The organism is Microbacterium sp. 4-7 (assembly GCF_014332665.1).
GTDB lineage: Bacteria > Actinomycetota > Actinomycetes > Actinomycetales > Microbacteriaceae > Microbacterium.
This window is the reverse complement of the sequence record NZ_MCRH01000007.1, coordinates 214,624-235,009: the sequence shown is the minus strand read 5'-3', so window position 1 is coordinate 235,009 and position 20,386 is coordinate 214,624. Positions and strand designations below refer to the sequence as shown.

Here is a 20,386-nt window from a genome sequence, read left to right as displayed (position 1 = left end):
GGAGTGTCCATGACCACGCACCCGGTCACCCTGTTCACCGGCCAGTGGGCAGATCTGCCGTTCGAGGAGGTCGCCCGGCTGGCGGCCGAGTGGGGATACGACGGCCTCGAGGTCGCAGCATCCGGCGACCATCTCGACCTGCGGCGAGCCGACGAGGACGACGCCTACGTCGCCTCGCGCCGCGAGATCCTCGACCGGCACGGTCTGCAGATCTTCGCGATCTCGAACCATCTCGCGGGCCAGGCGGTGTGCGACGCCCCCATAGACTTCCGTCACCAGGCGATCCTGCGCGACTACGTGTGGGGCGACGGCGACTCCGAGGGCGTGCGCGCCCGTGCGGCGGACGACATGAAGCGGGCGGCGCGGGTCGCGCGCAAGCTCGACGTCGACACCGTCGTCGGATTCACCGGCTCATCGATCTGGCCCTATGTGGCGATGTTCCCGCCGGTACCGGCATCCGTCATCGAAGGCGGGTTCGAGGACTTCGCCGCGCGCTGGAACCCGATCCTCGACGTGTTCGACGGCGAGGGCGTGCGGTTCGCGCACGAAGTGCACCCCGGTGAGATCGCCTACGACTACTGGTCGTCCGTGCGGGCGCTGGAGGCGATCGACCACCGCGGGGCGTTCGGATTCAACTGGGACCCGTCGCACATGATGTGGCAGAACATCGATCCCGTCGGGTTCATCGTCGACTTCGCCGACCGGATCTACCACGTGGACTGCAAGGACACCCGGATGCGACCGCACAACGGGCGTTCGGGCGTGCTCGGATCGCATCTGCCGTGGGGCGACCCCCGACGCGGGTGGGACTTCGTCTCGACCGGCCACGGCGACGTGCCCTGGGAGGACGCGTTCCGCGCGCTCGAGGCGATCGGATACGACGGCCCCATCTCGATCGAATGGGAGGACGCGGGAATGGACCGCCTGCACGGCGCGCCGGAGGCCCTCGCCTACGTGCGGTCGCTGCTCTGGCCCGCGCCCACCGCCGCGTTCGACGCCGCCTTCAGCAGCCAGCAGACCGGAGATCCCGCATGACCATCCAGCACACCGTCGTCTTCCGCCTCGTGCACGAGGCGGGCAGCCCCGAGGAGCGCGAGTTCCTCGCGACGGGCAGAGCGGTGCTCACGTCGATCCCCGGTGTCGAGGACTTCACGATCCGTCGCCAGGTGAGCCCGAAGAGCGACCTCGAGCATCAGTTCTCGATGGTGTTCCGCGACCGCGATGCGTACCGCTCCTACGACGCGCACCCCGCGCACACCGCGTTCGTCTCGGAACGCTGGGTGCCCGAGGTCGCGGCGTTCCAGGAGTATGACTTCGAGGAGTGACGACGTGACCGGCGGCGCGGATCAGACCGAGTCGCGCAGCTTCACCAGGCGCTCGTGGCCGGTCTCCTCGAGCTCCGCGATGCTCTCGCGCGACTTGAGGAAGTCCGAGAACGAGCGGTAGCCGAGGGCCTTCTCGCTGAACGACGGGTCCATGCGACGCATGTGCGTCTTCACCGCCGAGCTGTGCAGCCACTCGTCGGCATCGGCCTTGTCGTGCCCGAGGCGCAGCGCGCGATGCAGCAGCTCCGTCGCCTCGCCCTGCTCGGTGCCCTCGCCGTGCTCGTCGAGCTTCGCGGACGACGACGGTGCCGCAGCGGTCGCCGCCGCTGCGGCGGCCTTCGCCTTGGCGGCCTTCGTCGGCGGTCGCGATTTGGCCTTCGCGGCGGGCTCGGCGGCCGGCTCGGCCACAGGCTCGACGGCGACCTCGGGAACGGTGACGACGGGCGCGGGCGCGGTCTTGCTCGGGCGCACGACGCCGGGAAGCGAGTCGTACGCCTCGAACTCGTCGCACGCGGCGGCGAGGGACTTCGCGGTGGATCCCGCGACGCCGACGCCGATGACGTAGCGACCCAGACGCTTGCAGCGCTGTGCGAGCGGGACGTAGTCGCTGTCTCCGGCGACGATCACGACGTGCGTGAGGTCGGGCAGACGGAACATGTCCTCGACCGCGTCGACGGCGAGGCGGATGTCCGCGCCGTTCTTCGCGTAGGCGGCGGCCGGGAACAGCTGCACGAGGTCGACGGCGCGGGCCACGAGCTGCGACCGGTAGACCGCGTTCACGGGCGACGACCAGTCGGCGTACGCCCGGGTGAGCACGAGCGTGCCGAAGGAGGCCGCGTAGTCGATGATCGCGCCGACCTCGATCATGGCGCGGGACAGCCGCTCCGTGACCTCCGGATCGGTCGGGTTCTCGGTGATCCGCTGGCGGTCCTTGCCATACGCGTTCCGTCCGTGCACACGGTCGTACCAGGAGATGACGATGTTGTCGAAGTCCAGGTAGACGGCGACGCGGGCGTCGGTGGCCTCAGCCATGGTTCACTCCTTCGCGCGGGTAGCGCACGCCGATCTGCGCGCGGATCTCGTCGAGGGTGCCCATGATCGCGACGCTCTCGGCGATCGGCAGGATGTCGCCCTCGAGCACGCCGTCGCCCACGAGGCGCTCGGCCGCGAGGGCCTGGTACTGCATGCCGCGACCGTCGACCTCCGACACGTACTCCTCGACGACCGTGCCGTCCGGCTGCACGACGCGGAACGTGGTGGGGGTGTACCAGACGCGGTCGAGGTCGATGCGCGCCGTCGTGCCGATGATGCTCGCCGCGTTGGGGCCCGCGGCACGCGACGACGAGAGCGTCGTCGAGATCGCTCCGCCGTCGTGGGTCATGACGGTGGCGACCTCGGCATCCGCTCCGGTCTCGATCAGGCGCCCGACGGCGTGGATGCCGGTCGGGGCGCCGAGGATGTCCCACACGAAGGAGATCGGGTAGATCCCGAGGTCGAGGAGGGCACCGCCGCCGAGCTCGAGGGCGTTGAGGCGGTGCTCGGGGTCGGAGGGGAGCAGCTGGGTGTGGTCGGCGCTCACGGCGCGGATCTCACCGAGGGTCCCGGCGGCGATGATCTCGCGGATGCGGGCCATGTGCGGCAGGTAGCGCGTCCACATCGCCTCCATCGCGAGCAGACCCCGGTCGGCGGCCAGACGCTGCAGGTCCTCCGCCTCCGAGTGGTTGAGGGTGAACGCCTTCTCGACCAGCACGTGCTTGCCGGCTTCGAGCGCGAGACGGGCATTCTCATGATGCATCGGGTGCGGGGTCGAGACGTAGATGATGTCGACCTCGGGGTCGGCGACGAGCGCCTCGTACGAGGGATGCGCGCGCGGGATGTCGAAGCGGGCGGCGAAGGCGTCGGCCGATTCCTGCGAGCGCGAGCCGACCGCCACGAGATCGAGCCCGGCGGTGCGCAGATCGGATGCGAACGCGCCGGCGATGCCGCCGGTCGCGAGGATTCCCCAACGAAGACCAGTCATCATCTCAGCGTAGGGGGTGGAGGCTGAGCACGGGGTGTTCAGACCAGGGCATCCGGGGGCGGCCGGAACGGATGCCGTTCAGACGAGCGCGAGCGCGCGGTCGAGGTCGGCGATCAGATCGCTCGGATCCTCCAGCCCGGCCGACAGGCGCTTCGTGGCGAACTCGGTCATGCGGTCAGCACCGCGGTGCCCAGAGCGCGGGGGAGGAGGTCGTGGTCATGGTCTCATCCTCCGATCGGGCTCCGACACTCGGGGAGGATGTGTCGCCGTGTTGCGCTCCGTTTCGCTGCGCTTCCTCGCCGATTGGCCGGCTCCCGAGCCCGCTCATACTTTCGGGTGCATGACCGAACCCCTCATCATCGGCGCCATGGTGCGCACTCTCGGCGCGTATCCCTCCGGCTGGCGTCAGCCGGGCGCGCATCGCGACCCCTCGGCCGATGCCGAGATCCTCCGTCGCATCGCGCGAGAGGGAGAGGACGCGGGGCTCGACTACCTGTTCTTCGGCGATTGGCTGGCCACCGGGCCGGACCTCGAATTCCGCGACCCGTACCTGCTCGCGCGGATCGATCCGGTGAGCGCCGTGCTGTACCTCGCTGGGGTCACCTCTCGCATCGGCCTCATCGCGACGGTGAACACGACCTACGCCGATCCGTATGCGACGGCGCGCTCGCTCGCATCCCTCGACCTGCTGACGGGCGGTCGCGCCGGCGTCAACCTCGTCACCGGAGCCGAGCCACGAGCCGCGGGCAACCACGGTCGCGAAGCGCACGCCGACAACGAGAGCCGATACGACCGCGCCGAGGAGTTCGTCGTCGCCCTGCGCCGTCTGTGGGACTCGTGGAGCGAGGACGCCTGGATCGCGGATGCCGCACGCGGCGTGCTCATCGACCCGGACCGGCTCCGGGGTGCGGACCTCCGGGGCGAGCACGTGCGCGTCTCGGGGCCGCTGAACGTGGCCCGCCCCCCGCAGGGGCGGATCCCTCTCGTGCACGCGGGCACTTCGCCGCGGTCGCGCGCGCTCGCCGCGACCGAGGCCGATCTCGCGCTCATCGCCGCCCCGAACATCGCCGATGCGATCGCCACACGGCGGCAGCTGCGCGAGATCGCGCTCCGATCAGGCCGCTCGCCCGAGGGGCTGGCGGTGATCGCGCCCGTGCTTCCTGTGGTCGCACCGACGGATGCCGACGCTCACCGCATCGTCGAACGGCTGCTCGCGCTCGTCCCGCTCGACGAGGGGCATCAGTCGTCCCGCACGGCATTCCCCGCGAACAGATCGGTCGCCGCGCTGGCCGACGCCCTGGGCGTCGGTGCCGACGACCCGCTGCGTTCCGCCGGCTTCGACGAGGTCGTGACCCGCGATCAGGCCGCCCGCCTCGGGGAGGCAGGAGCGGCGCTGATCGAGCGCCTGCGACTCATCGCCGGACTCCGCGTCGGGGATGACGGCGAGACGGCGCTGACCTGGCGCCACCTCGTCGCGGCCCATGCCGTGCCCGCCGCATTCGTGGTCGGCGACGCCGCGACGATCGCGGACCACTTCGAGACCTGGCGCGACCAGGGTGCAGCCGACGGGTTCAACGTGCTCTCCGCGTTCCAGCCCGCACAGTTCGAGGCCTTCACCCGCCTCGCCGCGCCCGAACTGCGTCGACGGGGCCTGCTCGGTCGCAGCGACGGAGCGCCCACCCCGCTGCGGGACCGTCTCGGCGTCGGCGTCGGCGTCGAGGTCGGCAGCGAGCAGCGTGCCGCATCATCGCTTCTCGTCCGCTGAACCGCGTCATCCATTACGTCGGATTGCGTCTGGTGACCCGTCATGACGCCTCGTGACAGGCCGGGTCCGCACATGACGACCCCATTCGCGTCACGACCGTGAGAGTCCCTAGCGTGACGTTCACCCGCACACCGAACCACAGCATCCCGTCCAGGAGGACCCGCATGAACCGCCGTCTCATCCGCGCAGCCGCCGTCGCGCTTCCGCTCGTCCTCGCGGCGGGACTCGCCGCCTGCGCGTCCTCGCCGGCCCCGAGCGGCGCCTCCGCCGACGCGGGCGACCCCGTCACCGGGGGAACGCTGACCTATCTGGAGCACCAGACCTTCACGAACCTCTACCCGCCGCAGGCCGGGTTCTACCCGAACGGAGGCGTGGTCAACAACATCGCCGCGCGCCTGACGTGGCAGAACCCCGACTCGCTCGAGATCGAGCCGTGGATCGCCTCGGCCTGGACCGTGAACGACGACGCCACCGAGTACACGTTCGACCTGCGACCCGACGTCACCTTCTCGGACGGGACGCCGCTGGACGCCGCGGCCGTGGCGAAGAACTTCGACACGTACGGCCTCGGCGACCCCGAGCGCGGCCTCACGGTCTCCGAGGCGATCAACAACTACGCCTCGAGCGAGGTCGTCGACGACGACACGGTCACCTTCCGCTTCTCGGCCCCGGCTCCCGGGTTCCTGCAGGCGACGTCGACCATCAACTCCGGCCTGCTCTCGCCCGAGACGCTCGACGGCACCATCGAGGACTTCGGAGCGGGCAACGCCGAGGAGATCATCGGCGCCGGGCCTTTCACCCTCACCGACGAGAAGCTGGGCACAGAGTTCACCCTCACCGCCCGCGAGGACTACGCGTGGGCGCCGGAGAGCGCCGAGAACCAGGGCCGTCCGTACGTCGACGCCGTGCACGTGCTCGTCACCCCCGAGGACTCCGTGCGCATCGGATCGCTGCTCGCGGGTCAGGCCGACTACGTCCGCTACGTGCAGGCCTTCGACGAGGACCGGGTCGAGAGCGCGGGCTTCACGCTGTACGCACCGCAGACCCGTGGCGTGAACAACTCCATCTCGCTGCGTCCCGAGAACCCGCTGCTGAGCGACATCAGGGTGCGTCAGGCGCTCGTCGCCGCGGTCGACGCCCAGGAGGTCGTCGACACCCTGTTCACCGAGAACTACCCCGTTGCGACCTCGGTGCTGTCGCAGGAGGCGCTCGGATACAAGGACGAGTCGGAGCACTACGCATACGACCCCGACAAGGCCGAGAAGCTGCTCGACGAGTCGGGCTGGACGGCCGGGTCCGACGGCATCCGCGAGAAGGACGGCGAGCGCCTCGCGATCACCGTGTACGAGGCCGCACCGCAGCCGCTGTCGAAGCAGACGCTCGAGCTCGTCGCCCAGCAGCTCGCGAAGGTCGGTGTGGAGCTCACGGTCAAGCCGGCGGATGCCGGGTCGTATGCCGAGGACACCCGTGACCCGCTCAAGACGGGCTTCTACCACTCAATGGTCGGCCGCGCCGACTTCGACGTGATCAAGAGCCAGTACTACACGAAGAACCGTGACGCGCTGATCTCGAACGACGCCGAGCTCGACGCCCTGCTCGAGGCGGTCGCCTCGGAGCCGGACACCGAGAAGCGAGCGGCGGCCTCGCAGGCCGTGCAGGACTACATCGCCGAGCAGGCCTACGTCATCCCGCTGTTCGAGGAGCCGCAGGTCTACGGCGCCGCCACCTACGTGCACGGCGTGGACTTCGAGTCGGTCGGTCGCCCCACCTTCTCGGGCGTCTGGCTCGCCGAGCACTGAGCATGACTGAGACGGTGCACCGATGAGCTTCGTCCTCCGACGAGCCGGGCAGGCCGCGATCGTTCTGATCGCGGCCTTCACGGCCACCTTCTTCCTCCTGCAGCTGCTGCCGGGGGATGCGATCCTGATCAAGTTCTCCGACCCCAGCCTCGGGCTGTCGCCGGAGCAGCTCGACGGCATCCGCGCCACCTACGGCACCGATCTGCCGTGGTGGCAGCAGTACGTGCACGCAGGTCTCGGATTCGCGGCCGGCGACTTCGGCTACTCGACGCAGTTCGGCACCCCGGTGCTGGAGATGCTCGCCGAGGCACTGCCGTCGACCGTGCTGCTCGCGTCGCTGGGGCTCGTGGTCGCGCTGCTGATCGCCGTGCTCGTCGCAGGGCTCTCGTCTCTCGCACCGTTCGCGTGGCTGCGCGACGGCATCCGTCAGGTGCCGGGGCTGTTCGTCGCGGTGCCGGTGTTCTGGCTCGGCATCCTGCTGATCCAGGTCTTCTCGTTCGGTCTCGGGTGGGTGCCGATCGTCGGCGCCGACCCTGTCGCCGGGCTCGTCCTCCCCGTGCTGACCCTCGCCGTGCCGATCTCCGCTCCGCTCGCCCAGGTGCTGGTGCGCGCCATCGATCAGGTGCAGGCGCAGCCGTTCATCACCGTCGTCCGGGCCAAGGGCGCGCCGCCGTCGTGGGTGCTCACCCGGTCGGTCGCGCGCAACGCGGCCCTGCCGACGCTCACGATCGCCGGGGTGCTGTTCGGCGAGCTCGTGGGAGGGGCCGTGGTCACCGAGACCGTGTTCGGTCGCACCGGCATCGGCCGCCTCACCGAGCAGGCCGTGTCGAACCAGGACATCCCGGTGCTGCAGGGCGTCGTGCTGCTTTCGGCCCTCGGCTTCGTGCTCATCAGCTTCGCCGTCGACCTCGTCACCCCGCTGATCGATCCGCGCCAGCGCGCCCTCTCGAAGTCAGGAGCATCGGCATGACCGTCGCCGCCGTGGCCGCATCCGTCGACACCCCGCCCGAGACACCGCAGCAGGATGCCGCAACGCTCACCCGATCGCCTCGACGCGCGCGCGGACTGCTCGCTCTGCCGTGGGGGCTCTACCTCGCGATCGCCGTCGTCTCGCTCGCCGTGCTCTGGGCGCTGATCCCCGGGGTCTTCGCACCCGGCGACCCTCTCACCGGCACCCCCGCCGACAAGCTGCTGCCACCGAGCGCGGCGCATCTCTTCGGCACGGACACGCTCGGTCGCGACCTGTTCGGCCGCGTCGTCCACGGCGCCGTGCACTCGCTCTCGGGAGCGCTCATCGCCGTCACCGTGGGCCTCGCGCTCGGGACGATCCTCGGTGCGATCGCCGGCGCGATCGGCGGCGTCGTCGACGACATCCTGATGCGCGTCGTCGACGTGCTGCTCGCCATCCCCGGCCTGCTGCTGTCGCTGTCGGTGATCATCCTCCTCGGCTTCGGCACGGTGAACGCCGCGATCGCCGTGGGCCTCGGCAGCGTCGCCGCCTTCGCCCGCCTGATGCGGTCGGAGGTCGCCAGAGTGCGCCGCAGCGAATACGTCGAGGCGGCGTACGGCAGCGGGGGCACCTTCTTCACGGTGCTCCGTCGCCATGTCCTGCCGAACTCGCTCACGCCGATCGTCGCGCTCGCCGCCCTGCAGTTCGGCACCGCGATCCTCGCGATCTCGACCCTCGGATTCCTCGGTTACGGTGCTCCGCCACCCACCCCCGAATGGGGGCTGCTGATCGCCGAGGGACGCAACTACATCGCGACCGCCTGGTGGCTCACGGCACTGCCAGGACTCATCGTGGTCGTCGTCGTGCTCAGCGCCAACCGCATCTCGCACAGCATCGGAAGGAACCCGCGATGAGCGTGCTCACCGTCGACGGCCTCGCTGTCTCGTACGCCACCCGAGCCGGTCGCCGGGAGGTGGTGCATGGGGTCTCCTTCGAGATCGCCGAGGGAGAGGCACTCGCGCTCGTGGGCGAATCGGGATCGGGCAAGTCCACCACCGCGCACGCCCTGCTCGGCCTGCTGCCCGAGGGCGGCAGAGTCGACGGCGGCACGGTGCGCCTCGGCGAGCTCGACATCTCGGGCTGGACGGATCGCGCACTGCGCGGCATCCGGGGTCCGGAGATCGGACTCGTGCCGCAGGACCCGGTGACCTCGCTCGATCCCGTGCGCCCGATCGGCGCCCAGGTCGAAGAGGTGCTGAAGCTGCACGGCCACCGCGATCGTCGCTCGCGGCGCGTGCGGGCGATCGAGCTCCTCGACCGGGTCGGCATCGATGACCCGGACCTCCGAGCGCGGCAGTACCCGCACGAGCTCTCGGGCGGTATGCGCCAGCGTGTGCTGATCGCCTCGGCCATCGCGCTGCGGCCACGGCTGCTGATCGCCGACGAGCCCACGAGTGCTTTGGACGCGACCGTGCAGCGCAAGGTGCTCGATCTGCTCGACGAGCTGCGTCGAGAGGAAGGCACGAGCATCCTGCTGGTCACCCACGACCTCGGCGTCGCGGCCGATCGCGCCCAACGGCTCGTCGTGCTGAAGGACGGCCGCATCGTCGAGCAGGGAGCGAGCGCCCAGGTGCTCGCGGCACCCTCGGACGGATACACGAAGCAGCTCCTCGCCGACGCCCCGGCGTTCACGACGGGGTTCCGCCGCCCCGAGGTTCCGCCCTTCCTGCGGGATGCCGCGGCGGTCGCGGCCGAGAACCCGTTCGCGATCACCGCGAGCGGTCTCGTCAAGGAGTTCAGGGTCGCGGGGCGTGAGCGATTCCGGGCCGTCGACGACGTGTCGTTCCGGGTGCGCCGGGGCACGACGCACGCGCTGGTCGGCGAGTCCGGATCGGGCAAGACGACCACCGCGCGCCTCATCACGCGCTTCCATGAGCCGGATGCCGGGGCCATCGAGATCGACGGCGAAGACGTGACCGGTCTGTCGGGCCAGCGGTTGCGCGCGCTGCGCCGGCGCATCCAGCTCGTGTACCAGAACCCCTTCGCATCGCTGGATCCGCGGCAGCAGGTCGTCGACATCATCGCCGAGCCGCTGCAGAACTTCGGGGTGGGCACGCGCTCCGACCGCAGGGATCGGGCGCTCGCCCTGATCGACAGGGTGTCGCTGCCGAGCGACCTCGCGCAGCGCACACCGCGTGAGCTCTCGGGTGGGCAGCGACAGCGGGTCGCGATCGCCAGGGCCCTCGCGATCGACCCCGAGATCGTCGTGCTCGACGAGGCGGTGTCGGCCCTCGACGTCACGGTGCAGGCGCGCATCCTCGAACTGCTCACCTCGCTGCAGGCCGAACTCGGTCTCACCTACCTCTTCATCTCGCACGACCTCGCCGTGGTGCGCAGGATCAGTCACACCGTCTCGGTGATGCGCCGCGGGCGGATCGTCGAGGAAGGCGTCACCGAGGAGCTCTTCCACGACCCCCAGCACGACTACACCCGGGAGCTGCTCGCGGCCGTCCCCGGACGAACGGAGCAGCCCGCATGACCGCACCCACGATCGCCTTCTTCACCCGGCTGCTCGACGACGCGTCGCCCGCCGAGCGCTACGCGCTGGCCACCGAGCAGATCCGGCACGCCGAACGGCACGGCGTCGGTCGCGCCTGGGTCGCACAGCACCACTTCCGCGCCGCGGAGGGCGGCCTGCCCTCGCCACTCGTCTATCTCGCCAACGTGGCCGCGCAGACCTCGCGCATCCGTCTCGGCACCGGGGTCGTCACGCTGCCGCTCGAAGATGCGGTGCGTGTCGCCGAAGACGCGGTGGTCGCCGACCTGCTCTCGGGCGGACGCATCGACCTGGGGCTCGGCAGCGGCGGAACCCCCTCGTCCTTCGTGCCGTTCGGTGAGGACGTGCGCGAGAAGGCGCCGACCTACGACCGCAAGCTGCGACTGCTGCTCGACGCGCTCGCGGGGCGGGACATCGGCGCCGACAACACCCTCTATCCGGATGCCGGCACTCTCGGCGACCGCATCTGGCAGGCGACCTTCTCGGCCCCCGGCGGCCATCGCGCCGGCATCCACGGGCATGGCCTCCTGCTCTCGCGCACTCAGCCGCGGTCGACGGACGCGCTGCACGCCCCGCTCTCGGCGCTGCAGGATCCGATCATCGACGCGTACCTCGAGGCTCTCCCCGACGGCGTCGCCCCGCGTATCACCGCCTCGCGCACCGTGTTCGTCGCGGATGATCGCGCGGATGCCCTGCGCTTCGCTGAGGTCGGGCTGCGTCGTGCCGCCGAGGGGTTCCGCCGACAGGGCCAGACGATCCCCGGCGACACCCTCGATGAGCTGATCGTGGCCCTCGACACGCACCTCGGCACCCCGGAGGAGGTCGCCGAGTCCCTCGCCGCAGACGCCACCCTCGACAGGGCGACCGAGGTCGCGTTCCAGGTGCACTCGGTCGACGCCCCGCACGAGCACGTGCTGCGCTCGATCGAGCTCTTCGCCGAGCAGGTCGCCCCCGCTCTCGGCTACACCCTCACCGACACCATCAAGGAGAAGGCATGACCACCGACATCGTCGATCAGATCGTAGGGGTGACGCCCGAGCTCGATGCGCTGCGGCGCCGCCGCCCCGTCACCAGGGAGCAGCTGCAGGCGAGCTTCGACGCGCTCTTCGCGCCGGTGTCGACGGAGGAGGTGTCGCAGGCCGAGCGCGAGCTGATCGCCGCGTTCGCCACGCGCCTCGCCGGCGACGCGGATGCGACGGCCGAGTTCTACGCAGACCGGGCCCTGGCTGTGGACCCGCAGCGCGCCACCGTCGTGATCGCCGAGGCCACGAACGCTGCGGTGACCGGGCCCTTCGGCTCGTACACCGAAGCGGGACTGCAGGGCGAGAACACCGAGGGCGAGCGCTACGCGCCGTCGCCCGAGGTCGCGGAGGCGCTCGGCGGGCGGGTCGCCGCCGCCCTCGCGCACACGCACCTGCTCGTGTTCCGGCCGCGCGAATCCGCGGCCGTCGACATCCAGCGGCTGGTGGATGCGGGATGGTCGGCCGACGGCATCGTCACCCTCTCGCAGCTCGTCTCGTTCCTCGCGTTCCAGCAGCGCGTCATCACGGGCCTGAGGGTTCTCTCCGCCGCCGGCATCGCCGCGGCATCCGACTCCGAGGAGGAGGCAGCATGACCGAGCTTCTGCGCGATGACGCACCGCACCCCGAGGCGTTCACGCGAGCCGAGGTGGGGTGGACCCCGCATCTGCCGCCGCTCGCGGAGGAGGAGCTCACCGAGCGCCACTACGACGGTCTGGTCGACGCCTCTCGGGCGAAGAACGACTACTTCCGGCTGCTGGCGCGCGACCCCGAGGTGCTCAAGGCGCGCACGCTCGTCGACAAGGACATCTTCTACAACGCCAAGGAGGGTCTTCCCCGGGCCGAGCGCGAGCTCTCGGCGACCGCGGCTTCGCGTCGCAACGGCTGCGTGTTCTGCGCCTCGGTGCACTCGCGCTTCGCGGCGCACCACAGCAAGCGGGTCGACGACGTCGATCTCCTGCTGGATCAGGGAGTCGACGCCGACCTCGGGGAGCGGTGGAACGCGGTTGTCGCGGCCTCCGTCGCCCTGACCGACACGCCCAGCACCTTCGGCGCCGACGGGATCGCCCGGCTGCGGGCGGCGGGACTCGATGACCTCGAGATCGCCGACGTGATCCACGGTGCCGCGTTCTTCAATTGGGCGAACCGTCTGATGCTGTCGATCGGGAGGCCGGTCGCGCCCGCCTGATCGGTCGAGAGATCAGCACCGGCCCACCTCTGACGTGTCACCGTCGGGGGTGGGCTGGTGTCCTTTTGCGAGAGTATCGGCATACTTCTTGCTGTCTCCATATGACGACGTATCGCTTGCTAACGTCGACGCATGGCAGTCGCGGGCGGAGCATTCTACGAAGTCGATACCGACGTGCTGCGTGCGATGGCGTCGAAGGCACGTCGCATCGTCGGCGAGCTGGGCTCGTCCGATGCCGCGAAGCCTGCTGACGCCGGACACGAGTGGGTCGTCGCAGCCGCGACGCGTTTCAGCAGCGCATGGTCCGACGGGCTCTGCGTCCGTGTGGCCGACACCGAAGACTTCGCAGACAGGTTGAGCACGACCGCTCGGATCTTCGACGAAGGCACCGATGCGGCGAAGGTCGAAGTCGACGCGATGATCTGGGACGACTGATGGAGCTGGGGCAGACCCAGTCGGCGGCGGACCTCGTGCCGGGCTCGGTGTCCGAGGTCAGGGCGACCGCGGAAGCGTGGAAGGCTCGTGGCGCTGAAGCGACCCGTGTACGCGATGACCTCGCCACGCTGGATGACGACGGCACGTGGAGAGGCGCTGCCTACGACGCCTACCTCGACCGGTTCGAGCGGCAGCTGCTGCACTGGAAGCATGCGGGCGAGGCGCTCCGCGCGGGTGCGAGCGTACTGTTCACGTGGGCCGACGCGTTGCAGTGGGCGCAGGACGAAGCCGACCGTGCGATCACTCTCTGGAACGAGGCAGAGCAACAGGCTGCTGCGGCGCTGGCCGCCCACCGTGCACACGTGCGGGAGTTGCGCGTCGGGCAAGGGCTCCGGCACCCCGAGGCCGACGTGCCCTTCGTCGATCCGTCAGGTCCTGCACACGATGAAGCGCGGGAGGTCCTGTTCAACGCCCGGGCGACTCTCGAGGTCTATGCGCGCGACTGCGCGATCCGGTTGGACGATGCCGCGGATGCGGCGCGGATTCCGCTGACCGACGCGGAGGCCGCGACACGAACACAGCACGCGACGACCGAGGTGATCGTCAACCTCGCTGTCGTCCAGCCGTTCCGAGCCGCGATGGACATGCTCGCGATCTCGGCGCAGACGCTCTGGGAACACCCCGATATCATCCTCGAACTCCTGGGCGGCGCTGCAACCTTCCTCGGCGGCGCGGCGCTGGCAGCCGGAGGCGGCGCCATCACCGTCACCGGAGCCGGTGCGCTGGCAGGTTCGCCCGCACTGGTCGTCGCCGGAGTCGGAGTGGCCGGTGCAGGCGCGACGATGATGGGCGACGCCGCCGGCCGATGGCTCACCGAGAGCTACGGCGTCAGCGACCGAGTCCGCGGCCTCGACCGCGGCGATGGACGCGACGACGCGGGGACGTTCGCGAATGGCCAGAAGGATCCGCTGTGGGTTGATAAAGAGAAGATCGGCCTCACGGAGTATGCCCAAGACTTCGAAGTCGAGGTGATCCGCTCGAAGATCAAAGTCGACTACGAGGGTTCTCCGCAGAATGGGCGCTTCTACGACGGGCTTGTGAAGAATACCGACGGGCCGAATACCTATACGGGTGTGGAGGTGAAGTCCGGCAGTGCTATCGAGGCATACAACAGGCCAGGAAGCACGCAGCGACAGTTCGATGACGTTGTGAACGCGGGTACACCAGCGCACGGAAAGATGGACGGCGAGGACATCCTCCTCACACGGGTGGACAGTAAGGACATTCCATGAGAGCACCGTTTACGCACGGCGAGCAGTCTCCCAGCGGGATGCGGGGGTGGGTGACGGACGGTTATCGCCCGATCCCCGATCACCTGCGCCTCATGCTGGGACATCTTGACGGCGACGGTAAGTACACGTACATCATCTGGCCGGGCTCCGATCCTTCGAGCACCATCGGATTCCGCGTGCCGGCAGATGATTCGTTCATGCAGGCCGCAGGCTCCGCGGACGCTATGACTGTCGAGGTGCGGCTTCCCGGCCCCGACGGTGAGTCGCACCTGTACTCGGTCGGACGGCCCGAGCCCGCAGACGGCACGACCACCCTCATCCCCATCAGCGACGACCGCGCGGTGCGCGTGTTCTCGAACGAGATCTTCACCGCCGACGAAGCCGCAGTGATCTTCTACACGTACTACCTCACCGATGCCGTCTCGCAGCCCTACGTGCTTCGCGAGCTGGATCTCTCCAACGAACTCTCGGAGGAACGATGACGCTCTATGGACCCTTCGTCCAGGCCGCGAACGACGGTCGCACCGGCTGGCTGGCCGACGAGCATCTCACGATTCCCGAACGGCTCCGACGCACGCTGGAGTGGCTGGACGCCCGCAAGGACTACACGTACTCGATCTGGCGCGGCGCTGACCCCACAAGGATCGACGGCTACCACGAGCAGGCGAATGAATTCTTCATGCAGGCCGCGGGCTCGGCTGATGCGATGACGGTGGAAGCGCGGCTCCTCGGCGCCGACGGGGAGAGCCATCTGTACACGATCGGCCGGCCCGAGACCGCTGACGGCACGACCACTCTCATCCCTATGAGCGACGACCGCGCGGTACGAGTGTTCTCGAACGAGATCTTCACCGCCGACGAAGCCGCGGAGATCTTCTACACGTTCTACCTCACCGAAGCCGTCTCGCCGCCCTACGTCCTGCGTGAGCTCGACCTCGCACTGGAACTCTCGGAGGAACGATGAAGGTCGCTGTTCGTCACGATGCCGTGGCACAGACCGTCGCCGAGCTCGCGCTCACCGTGAAAGCCATCGAGCACGAACTCGACGCCCTCGATTCCGAGGCGACGCTACTGAAATCGACCTGGGACGGGGAAGCGCAACGGGCCTATGACCGTGCCCAGCGGGAGTGGTCGAACGCGCTCGAGAGCATGAGAGCATTGCTGACGGCGTCCACGGCTGCCCGCGTCTGGTCCTGAGCGGCCTACGGGATCAGCACGATCTTGCCCGAGGCGGCTCCGGACTCCATGAGCTCATGAGCGCGTGCCGCCTCGCTCAGCGGCAGTTCGGGGCCGAGCTCGATCGTGAAGTCGCCCGCCGCCAGCAGGTCGACGGTCGCGCCGAGGGCCTCCGCGCGCCACGCGAGCTCCTGCTCAGTGAGCGGCACGGGTGAACCGCCCGAGAACGCCCGGATGCCGAACGACGCGGCATCGGGGCCGCGGACGATCGTCGCGATGCGCTCGCGGTCGGCGACGAGCTCGAGCGACACCTCGATGGCCTCATCGGTCCCCGCGCAGTCGAGCGCGACCGTCACCCCGACGGGTGCGGCCTCGCGTACGCGCTCCAGCAGCCCGTCTCCGTATGCGACCGGGATCGCACCGAGGTCACGCAGCTGATCGTGTCTGGCCGGGCTGGCGGTCGCGATGACGGTGGCGCCCCAGGCGACGGCGAACTGCACGGCTGCCTGGCCGACCGAGCCCGAACCACCGTGCACGAGCAGCACGTCGCCGTCCGTGACTCCGAGCGAGCGGAGCGCCTGATAGGCGGTGCCGGCGGGGATGCCGATGCCGGCACCCTCCGCTGCGGTGACGGAATCGGGCAGCGCGACGAGCTTGTCGACCGGCACGGCGAGCATGCTCGAGTAGGTGCCGACCGTGTCGCGGATCGCGACGCGGTCGCCCACCGCGAATCCGTCGACGTCGTCGCCGAGAGATTCGATGACCCCGGCACCGTCGAACCCGACGGCACGCGGCTCGGTGATCGGCGGCGAGGGGCGCTTCGCGCTGCGCAGCTTGGCGTCGATCGGGTTGGCACCCGCCGCCTCGATGCGCACCACGGCCTCGCCGCTGAGCGCGATCGGATCGGGGATCTCGATCAGGTGCAGCACATCAGGAGAACCGAACTCTGTGTAGACGATCGCGCGAGCCATGGATTCAGGCTACCCCCGAGACGACAGCACCTTCATGATCCGCTGCGGAGAGACGGGCTGCGCGGTGCCGAGACGCTGCGCGAACACGCTCACCCGGTACTCCTCGAGCAGCCAGCGGGTCTCGACCAGGGCCGGCGGCGCGTCGGCGGGCAGCGGGATCGCGCCCCCGGCAGCCTCGAAGGCCTTCGCCATGCGCTCGAACTCGCTCATGCGGGTGCGGTCCTTGCCGGGCTCGTTCGCGAGCGTCTTCAGCCGCTCGAGCATCCCGTCGAGGTATCGCGGGAAGTGCGTGAGGCGCTCGACGCCTGCCGCCGAGACGAACCCGGGGTGCAGGAGTCCCGAGAGCTGCGTGCGGATGTCGTTCAGCGGCCCGAGCAGTGCGAGGGAGTTCTGCGAACGGATGCCGCGCTCGACATCGCGGGTCTTCGTGAGGATGCGAGCGACGAGCGACACGCAGGCGAAGAGGTCGTCGACGAGCGACGCCGACACCGCGTCGCGCACGCGCACGAACTCGGCCTCGGTGCGCACGAGGCCGCCCGGCGCCAGCCGATCGATCGTGCTCTGGACGACCGCGGCCCGGCAGTCCTCGATGAGCGCGGCGGCCGACTGGTAGGGCGACGCGGCGAGTGCGAGCTTCTCCTGGCTGGTGAGGTGCTGCTGCACGTACGACGAGGGCGAGGGCACACCGAGCAGCACGAGGCGCAGCACGCCCGCCCGCGTGGCGGTGGCGGCGGCATCCGCCGTGGACTCGACGCGCACCGAGACGGTCTTCCCCTGGTCGACGATCGCCGGGTACCCGCGCACCACTCCGCCGGCCACGCGGGTGTCGAGCACCTCGGGCAGTTCGCCGAACGTCCAGGCGGTGAGGCCGTCCTTCTCGATCGAGGTGGCGACGGCAGCGGGCTGCGGTCCCTTCGAGGGGCCGGGGCGGCGGGGCGGGGTCGCGATCGACCGGGCCACGCTGCTGCGCGCACGGTCGGCGAGCTCGGCCTGCAGCGCACTGAGGTCGCGGTTCGATCCCGCGACGCGCCCGCGCTCGTCGACGGCGCGGAAGTTCATCCGCAGGTGCGCGGGCACGCGATCGTCTTCGAAGTCGGCAGCCGAGACGAGCTGATTCGCGAGCGGCTGGATGAGGCGTGCCAGCGCCTCTTTGAGCGTGCGATGAGGAAGGCCGCCGTGCGACTCGGGGCCGTCTCCGGCGAGCTCGGCACCGAACTTGTCGGCCCAATCGGCCGCAGGCACCACGTGCCGTCGGATCGCCTTGGGCAGTGCGCGGAGCAGGCCGGTGACGAGTTCGGCGCGCAGCCCCGGCACCTGCCAGTCGAAGCCCCTGTCCTCGATCTGCGCGAGCAGAGGCAACGGGATCACGACGCTCACGCCGTCGTCGGCCGCCCCCGGCTCGAAACGGTACGCGAGCCCGAGCACCTGGTCGCCCTGCGTCCACCGGGTGGGGAACTCGCTCTGATCGGCCCTGCTCTCGTCGTCGAGCAGGTCGGCCTCGCGCATCACGAGCAGCTTCGGGGTCGCGGCCAGCGCGTCGCGCCACCATTTCTCGAACGAGCGCACGTCGAAGACGTCGGTCGGGATCCGCTCGTCGTAGAAGCGGAACACCGCTTCGTCGCCGGCCAGGATGTCGCGACGCCTCTCACGTTCCTCGAGCTTCTCGAGGCGCTTGCGCAGTTCGGCGTTGCTGCGCCAGAAAGCGCTGACCCGCTTGTCGATGCGCGTCGGATCCCATTCGCCCTCGACGAGGGCGTGTCGCACGAACATCTCACGCGACGCCGCCCGGTCGATGCGGGCGAACTGCACACGGCGCCGGGGGATGATCTCGACCCCGAACAGCGTCACCTTCTCGTACGCGACCGCCGCGCCGGCATCCTTCGACCAGTGCGGCTCGGTGACCTGGCGCTTCGCGAGATCGCCCGCGAGCGCCTCCGCCCAGGCGGGGTCGATCGCGGCGACCGTGCGGGCGTAGGTGCGTGAGGTCTCGACGATCTCGGCGGCCATGACCGCCTGCGGGGCCTTCTTGCGCAGGGCGGATCCGGGGAAGATCGAGAAGCGGATGCCGCGGGCGCCACGGTATTCCGCCATCCTCTTCTTCTTCGGATCGAGGCCCTTGCCGGTGTTGCGCTCGTCGAGGATGCCGATCTGCGACAGGAGTCCGGCGAGCAGAGCCCGATGGATCGCATCCGGATCCGCGGTCCCCCCGCGCGAGGAGTCCTTCTCCCGCACGAGCGACCGCAGCTGACGGTGCACGTCGAACCATTCACGCACCCGGACGTAGTTGAGATGCTCCGAACGGCACAGGCGACGGAAGGCGCTCGAACCGAGCTCGCGCTGCTGCTCCCGGAGGTGGTTCCACAGGTTCAGGATCGACAGGAAGTCGCTCGTCGGGTCGGTGAAGCGCGCATGCATGCGGTCGGCTTCGTCGCGCACGCTCTGCGGCGCCTCCTGCGACGGCCGCTCGCGCACGTCCTGGATCGACATTCCGGCGACGATCGCGAGCACGTCACGGGTGACGTCGGCGCCGCCGGGGCGTCCGGCCTCGATCAGCATGCGGGCGAAGCGGGGGTCGATCGGGATTCGGGAGATGTCTCGACCGATGCGGGTGAGTCGAGGTGCGTCTCCGCTGCCGGTGACGGCGCCCAGCTCGGTGAGCAGGTCGACGGCGGCCTTGACTCCCCGGGAGTCGGGCGGGGTGAGGAACGGGAAGGCGGTGATGTCGCCGAAGCCGAGCGACAGCATCTGCAGGATCACCGAGGCGAGCGAGGTGCGCAGGATCTCGGGTTCGGTGAACTCCGCGCGCTTGTCGAAGTCCTCCTCGCTGTACAGGCGGATCGCGATGCCGTCGCTCGTGCGCCCGGCGCGGCCCGAACGCTGGTTCGCGGAGGCCTGCGAGATCGCCTCGATCGGCAGCCGCTGCACCTTCGAGCGGTTGCTGTATCGCGAGATGCGCGCGGTGCCGGTGTCGATCACATAGCGGATGCCGGGAACGGTGAGGCTGGTCTCGGCGACGTTCGTGGCGAGCACGACCCGGCGCCGCACACCGGCGACGCGGCTCTTCTCGAACACCCGGTGCTGCTCCGCCGCCGACAGCCGGCCGTACAGGGGCAGCACCTCGGTGGGGGAGCGGTCCTTCGCGTACGCGCCGCGCACGGCATCGGCGGCATCCCTGATCTCTGCTTCGCCCGGCAGGAACACCAGCACGTCGCCCGGCTCCTCGCGGTCGAGTTCACGGAGGGCCGCGACGATGGCGGTCACCTCGTCGGACTCCTCGGTCTCCTCCGTCTGCTCGCGGTAGCGGATCTCGACGGGGAAGGTGCGGCCGGACACCTCGATCACCGGCGCGGGCACACCCTCGGGCGTCGCGAAGTGTCGGGCGAAGCTCTCGGGATCGATCGTCGCCGACGTGATGATCACCTTGAGATCCGGTCGTTCGGGAAGGATCCGCACGAGGTATCCCAGCAGGAAGTCGACGTTGAGCGAGCGCTCGTGCGCCTCGTCGATGATGATCGTGTCGTAGCGGCGCAGCAGCCGGTCGCGGTGGATCTCATTGAGCAGGATGCCGTCGGTCATCAGCGCGATGCGCGTGTCGTCGGACACCTTGTCGGTGAAGCGCACCTTGTATCCGACGAGGCCGCCGAGCTCGACCTGCAGCTCCTCGGCGACGCGCTCGGCGATCGTGCGGGCGGCGAGTCGTCGGGGCTGCGTGTGCGCGATGCGCTCGCGCCCGAGATCGAGGCAGATCTTCGGCAGCTGCGTCGTCTTCCCCGAGCCCGTCGCTCCGGCCACGATGACGACCTGGTTGTCGCGGATGGCGTCGGCGATCTCCTCCCGCGCAGCGCTGACCGGCAGCTCGGGAGGATAGAAGATCACAGGGGAAGGCATA

The 20,386-nt window shown here is 69.8% G+C and carries 19 protein-coding genes; 15 read left to right on the top strand and 4 right to left on the bottom strand.

Annotated elements, in window-relative coordinates; all coding sequences use genetic code 11:
- Positions 1–9 precede the first annotated feature (9 nt).
- Positions 10–1,035: a sugar phosphate isomerase/epimerase family protein gene (locus tag BEP68_RS15695; RefSeq protein ID WP_187250533.1), complete on the top strand. Its 1,026-nt coding sequence runs from the start codon at positions 10–12 to the stop codon at positions 1,033–1,035.
- On the top strand, positions 1,032–1,325 hold the full coding sequence (locus BEP68_RS15690; RefSeq protein ID WP_053097158.1) for a Dabb family protein: 294 nt from the start codon (positions 1,032–1,034) through the stop codon (positions 1,323–1,325). The genes BEP68_RS15695 and BEP68_RS15690 overlap by 4 nt, the downstream gene beginning before the upstream one ends.
- Positions 1,326–1,346: 21 nt before the next feature.
- On the opposite strand, the gene BEP68_RS15685 is transcribed toward BEP68_RS15690, so the two are convergent.
- Together BEP68_RS15685 and BEP68_RS15680 are read right to left on the bottom strand one after the other, a co-directional pair.
- Positions 1,347–2,357 carry an NYN domain-containing protein gene (locus tag BEP68_RS15685; protein ID WP_053097157.1) on the bottom strand — a complete coding sequence of 337 codons (1,011 nt, stop codon included), beginning with the start codon at positions 2,355–2,357 and terminating at the stop codon, positions 1,347–1,349.
- Positions 2,350–3,345, bottom strand: coding sequence for a Gfo/Idh/MocA family protein (locus BEP68_RS15680; RefSeq protein ID WP_056279965.1), 996 nt, complete (start codon positions 3,343–3,345; stop codon positions 2,350–2,352). The genes BEP68_RS15685 and BEP68_RS15680 overlap by 8 nt, the downstream gene beginning before the upstream one ends.
- A gap of 340 nt (positions 3,346–3,685) precedes the next feature.
- On the opposite strand from BEP68_RS15680, the gene BEP68_RS15675 reads away from it, so the two are divergent.
- From BEP68_RS15675 to BEP68_RS15615, 13 genes are all read left to right on the top strand, one after another.
- Entirely contained in the window at positions 3,686–5,110 is a 1,425-nt protein-coding gene (locus BEP68_RS15675) for an NtaA/DmoA family FMN-dependent monooxygenase (protein ID WP_187250532.1), read from the top strand.
- 164 nt (positions 5,111–5,274) lie between these two features.
- Positions 5,275–6,909, top strand: coding sequence for a TIGR04028 family ABC transporter substrate-binding protein (locus BEP68_RS15670; RefSeq protein ID WP_187250531.1), 1,635 nt, complete (start codon positions 5,275–5,277; stop codon positions 6,907–6,909).
- A 22-nt stretch (positions 6,910–6,931) separates the two neighbouring features.
- Positions 6,932–7,879: an ABC transporter permease gene (locus BEP68_RS15665; RefSeq protein ID WP_053097150.1), complete on the top strand. Its 948-nt coding sequence runs from the start codon at positions 6,932–6,934 to the stop codon at positions 7,877–7,879.
- A complete protein-coding gene (locus BEP68_RS15660; RefSeq protein ID WP_187250530.1) occupies positions 7,876–8,772 on the top strand; it encodes an ABC transporter permease in 897 nt (298 codons plus the stop codon). The genes BEP68_RS15665 and BEP68_RS15660 overlap by 4 nt, the downstream gene beginning before the upstream one ends.
- Positions 8,769–10,397 carry a dipeptide ABC transporter ATP-binding protein gene (locus BEP68_RS15655; RefSeq protein ID WP_187250529.1) on the top strand — a complete coding sequence of 543 codons (1,629 nt, stop codon included), beginning with the start codon at positions 8,769–8,771 and terminating at the stop codon, positions 10,395–10,397. The genes BEP68_RS15660 and BEP68_RS15655 overlap by 4 nt, the downstream gene beginning before the upstream one ends.
- The gene (locus tag BEP68_RS15650; RefSeq protein WP_187250528.1) at positions 10,394–11,413 is read left to right on the top strand and encodes a putative FMN-dependent luciferase-like monooxygenase; all 1,020 of its coding nucleotides are present in this window, start codon (positions 10,394–10,396) and stop codon (positions 11,411–11,413) included. The genes BEP68_RS15655 and BEP68_RS15650 overlap by 4 nt, the downstream gene beginning before the upstream one ends.
- Positions 11,410–12,030: a CMD domain protein gene (locus tag BEP68_RS15645; RefSeq protein WP_187250527.1), complete on the top strand. Its 621-nt coding sequence runs from the start codon at positions 11,410–11,412 to the stop codon at positions 12,028–12,030. The genes BEP68_RS15650 and BEP68_RS15645 overlap by 4 nt, the downstream gene beginning before the upstream one ends.
- On the top strand, positions 12,027–12,623 hold the full coding sequence (locus BEP68_RS15640; RefSeq protein ID WP_072591572.1) for an alkylhydroperoxidase domain protein: 597 nt from the start codon (positions 12,027–12,029) through the stop codon (positions 12,621–12,623). Before BEP68_RS15645 ends, BEP68_RS15640 begins: the two co-directional genes overlap by 4 nt.
- Positions 12,624–12,755: 132 nt before the next feature.
- Positions 12,756–13,058: a hypothetical protein gene (locus tag BEP68_RS15635; protein ID WP_187250526.1), complete on the top strand. Its 303-nt coding sequence runs from the start codon at positions 12,756–12,758 to the stop codon at positions 13,056–13,058.
- Positions 13,058–14,350, top strand: coding sequence for a putative T7SS-secreted protein (locus tag BEP68_RS15630; RefSeq protein ID WP_187250525.1), 1,293 nt, complete (start codon positions 13,058–13,060; stop codon positions 14,348–14,350). Before BEP68_RS15635 ends, BEP68_RS15630 begins: the two co-directional genes overlap by 1 nt.
- The gene (locus BEP68_RS15625) at positions 14,347–14,832 is read left to right on the top strand and encodes a hypothetical protein (protein ID WP_187250524.1); all 486 of its coding nucleotides are present in this window, start codon (positions 14,347–14,349) and stop codon (positions 14,830–14,832) included. The genes BEP68_RS15630 and BEP68_RS15625 overlap by 4 nt, the downstream gene beginning before the upstream one ends.
- The gene (locus tag BEP68_RS15620) at positions 14,829–15,314 is read left to right on the top strand and encodes a hypothetical protein (RefSeq protein WP_072591568.1); all 486 of its coding nucleotides are present in this window, start codon (positions 14,829–14,831) and stop codon (positions 15,312–15,314) included. Before BEP68_RS15625 ends, BEP68_RS15620 begins: the two co-directional genes overlap by 4 nt.
- Positions 15,311–15,547, top strand: coding sequence for a WXG100 family type VII secretion target (locus tag BEP68_RS15615; protein WP_187250523.1), 237 nt, complete (start codon positions 15,311–15,313; stop codon positions 15,545–15,547). The genes BEP68_RS15620 and BEP68_RS15615 overlap by 4 nt, the downstream gene beginning before the upstream one ends.
- Before the next feature lie 5 nt (positions 15,548–15,552).
- On the opposite strand, the gene BEP68_RS15610 is transcribed toward BEP68_RS15615, so the two are convergent.
- Complete coding sequence (locus tag BEP68_RS15610; RefSeq protein ID WP_072591566.1) at positions 15,553–16,497, bottom strand: zinc-binding alcohol dehydrogenase family protein; 945 nt, start codon at positions 16,495–16,497, stop codon at positions 15,553–15,555.
- 9 nt (positions 16,498–16,506) lie between these two features.
- Positions 16,507–20,385 carry an ATP-dependent RNA helicase HrpA gene (gene hrpA, locus BEP68_RS15605; protein ID WP_187250522.1) on the bottom strand — a complete coding sequence of 1,293 codons (3,879 nt, stop codon included), beginning with the start codon at positions 20,383–20,385 and terminating at the stop codon, positions 16,507–16,509.
- Between the last annotated feature and the right edge of the window lies 1 nt (position 20,386).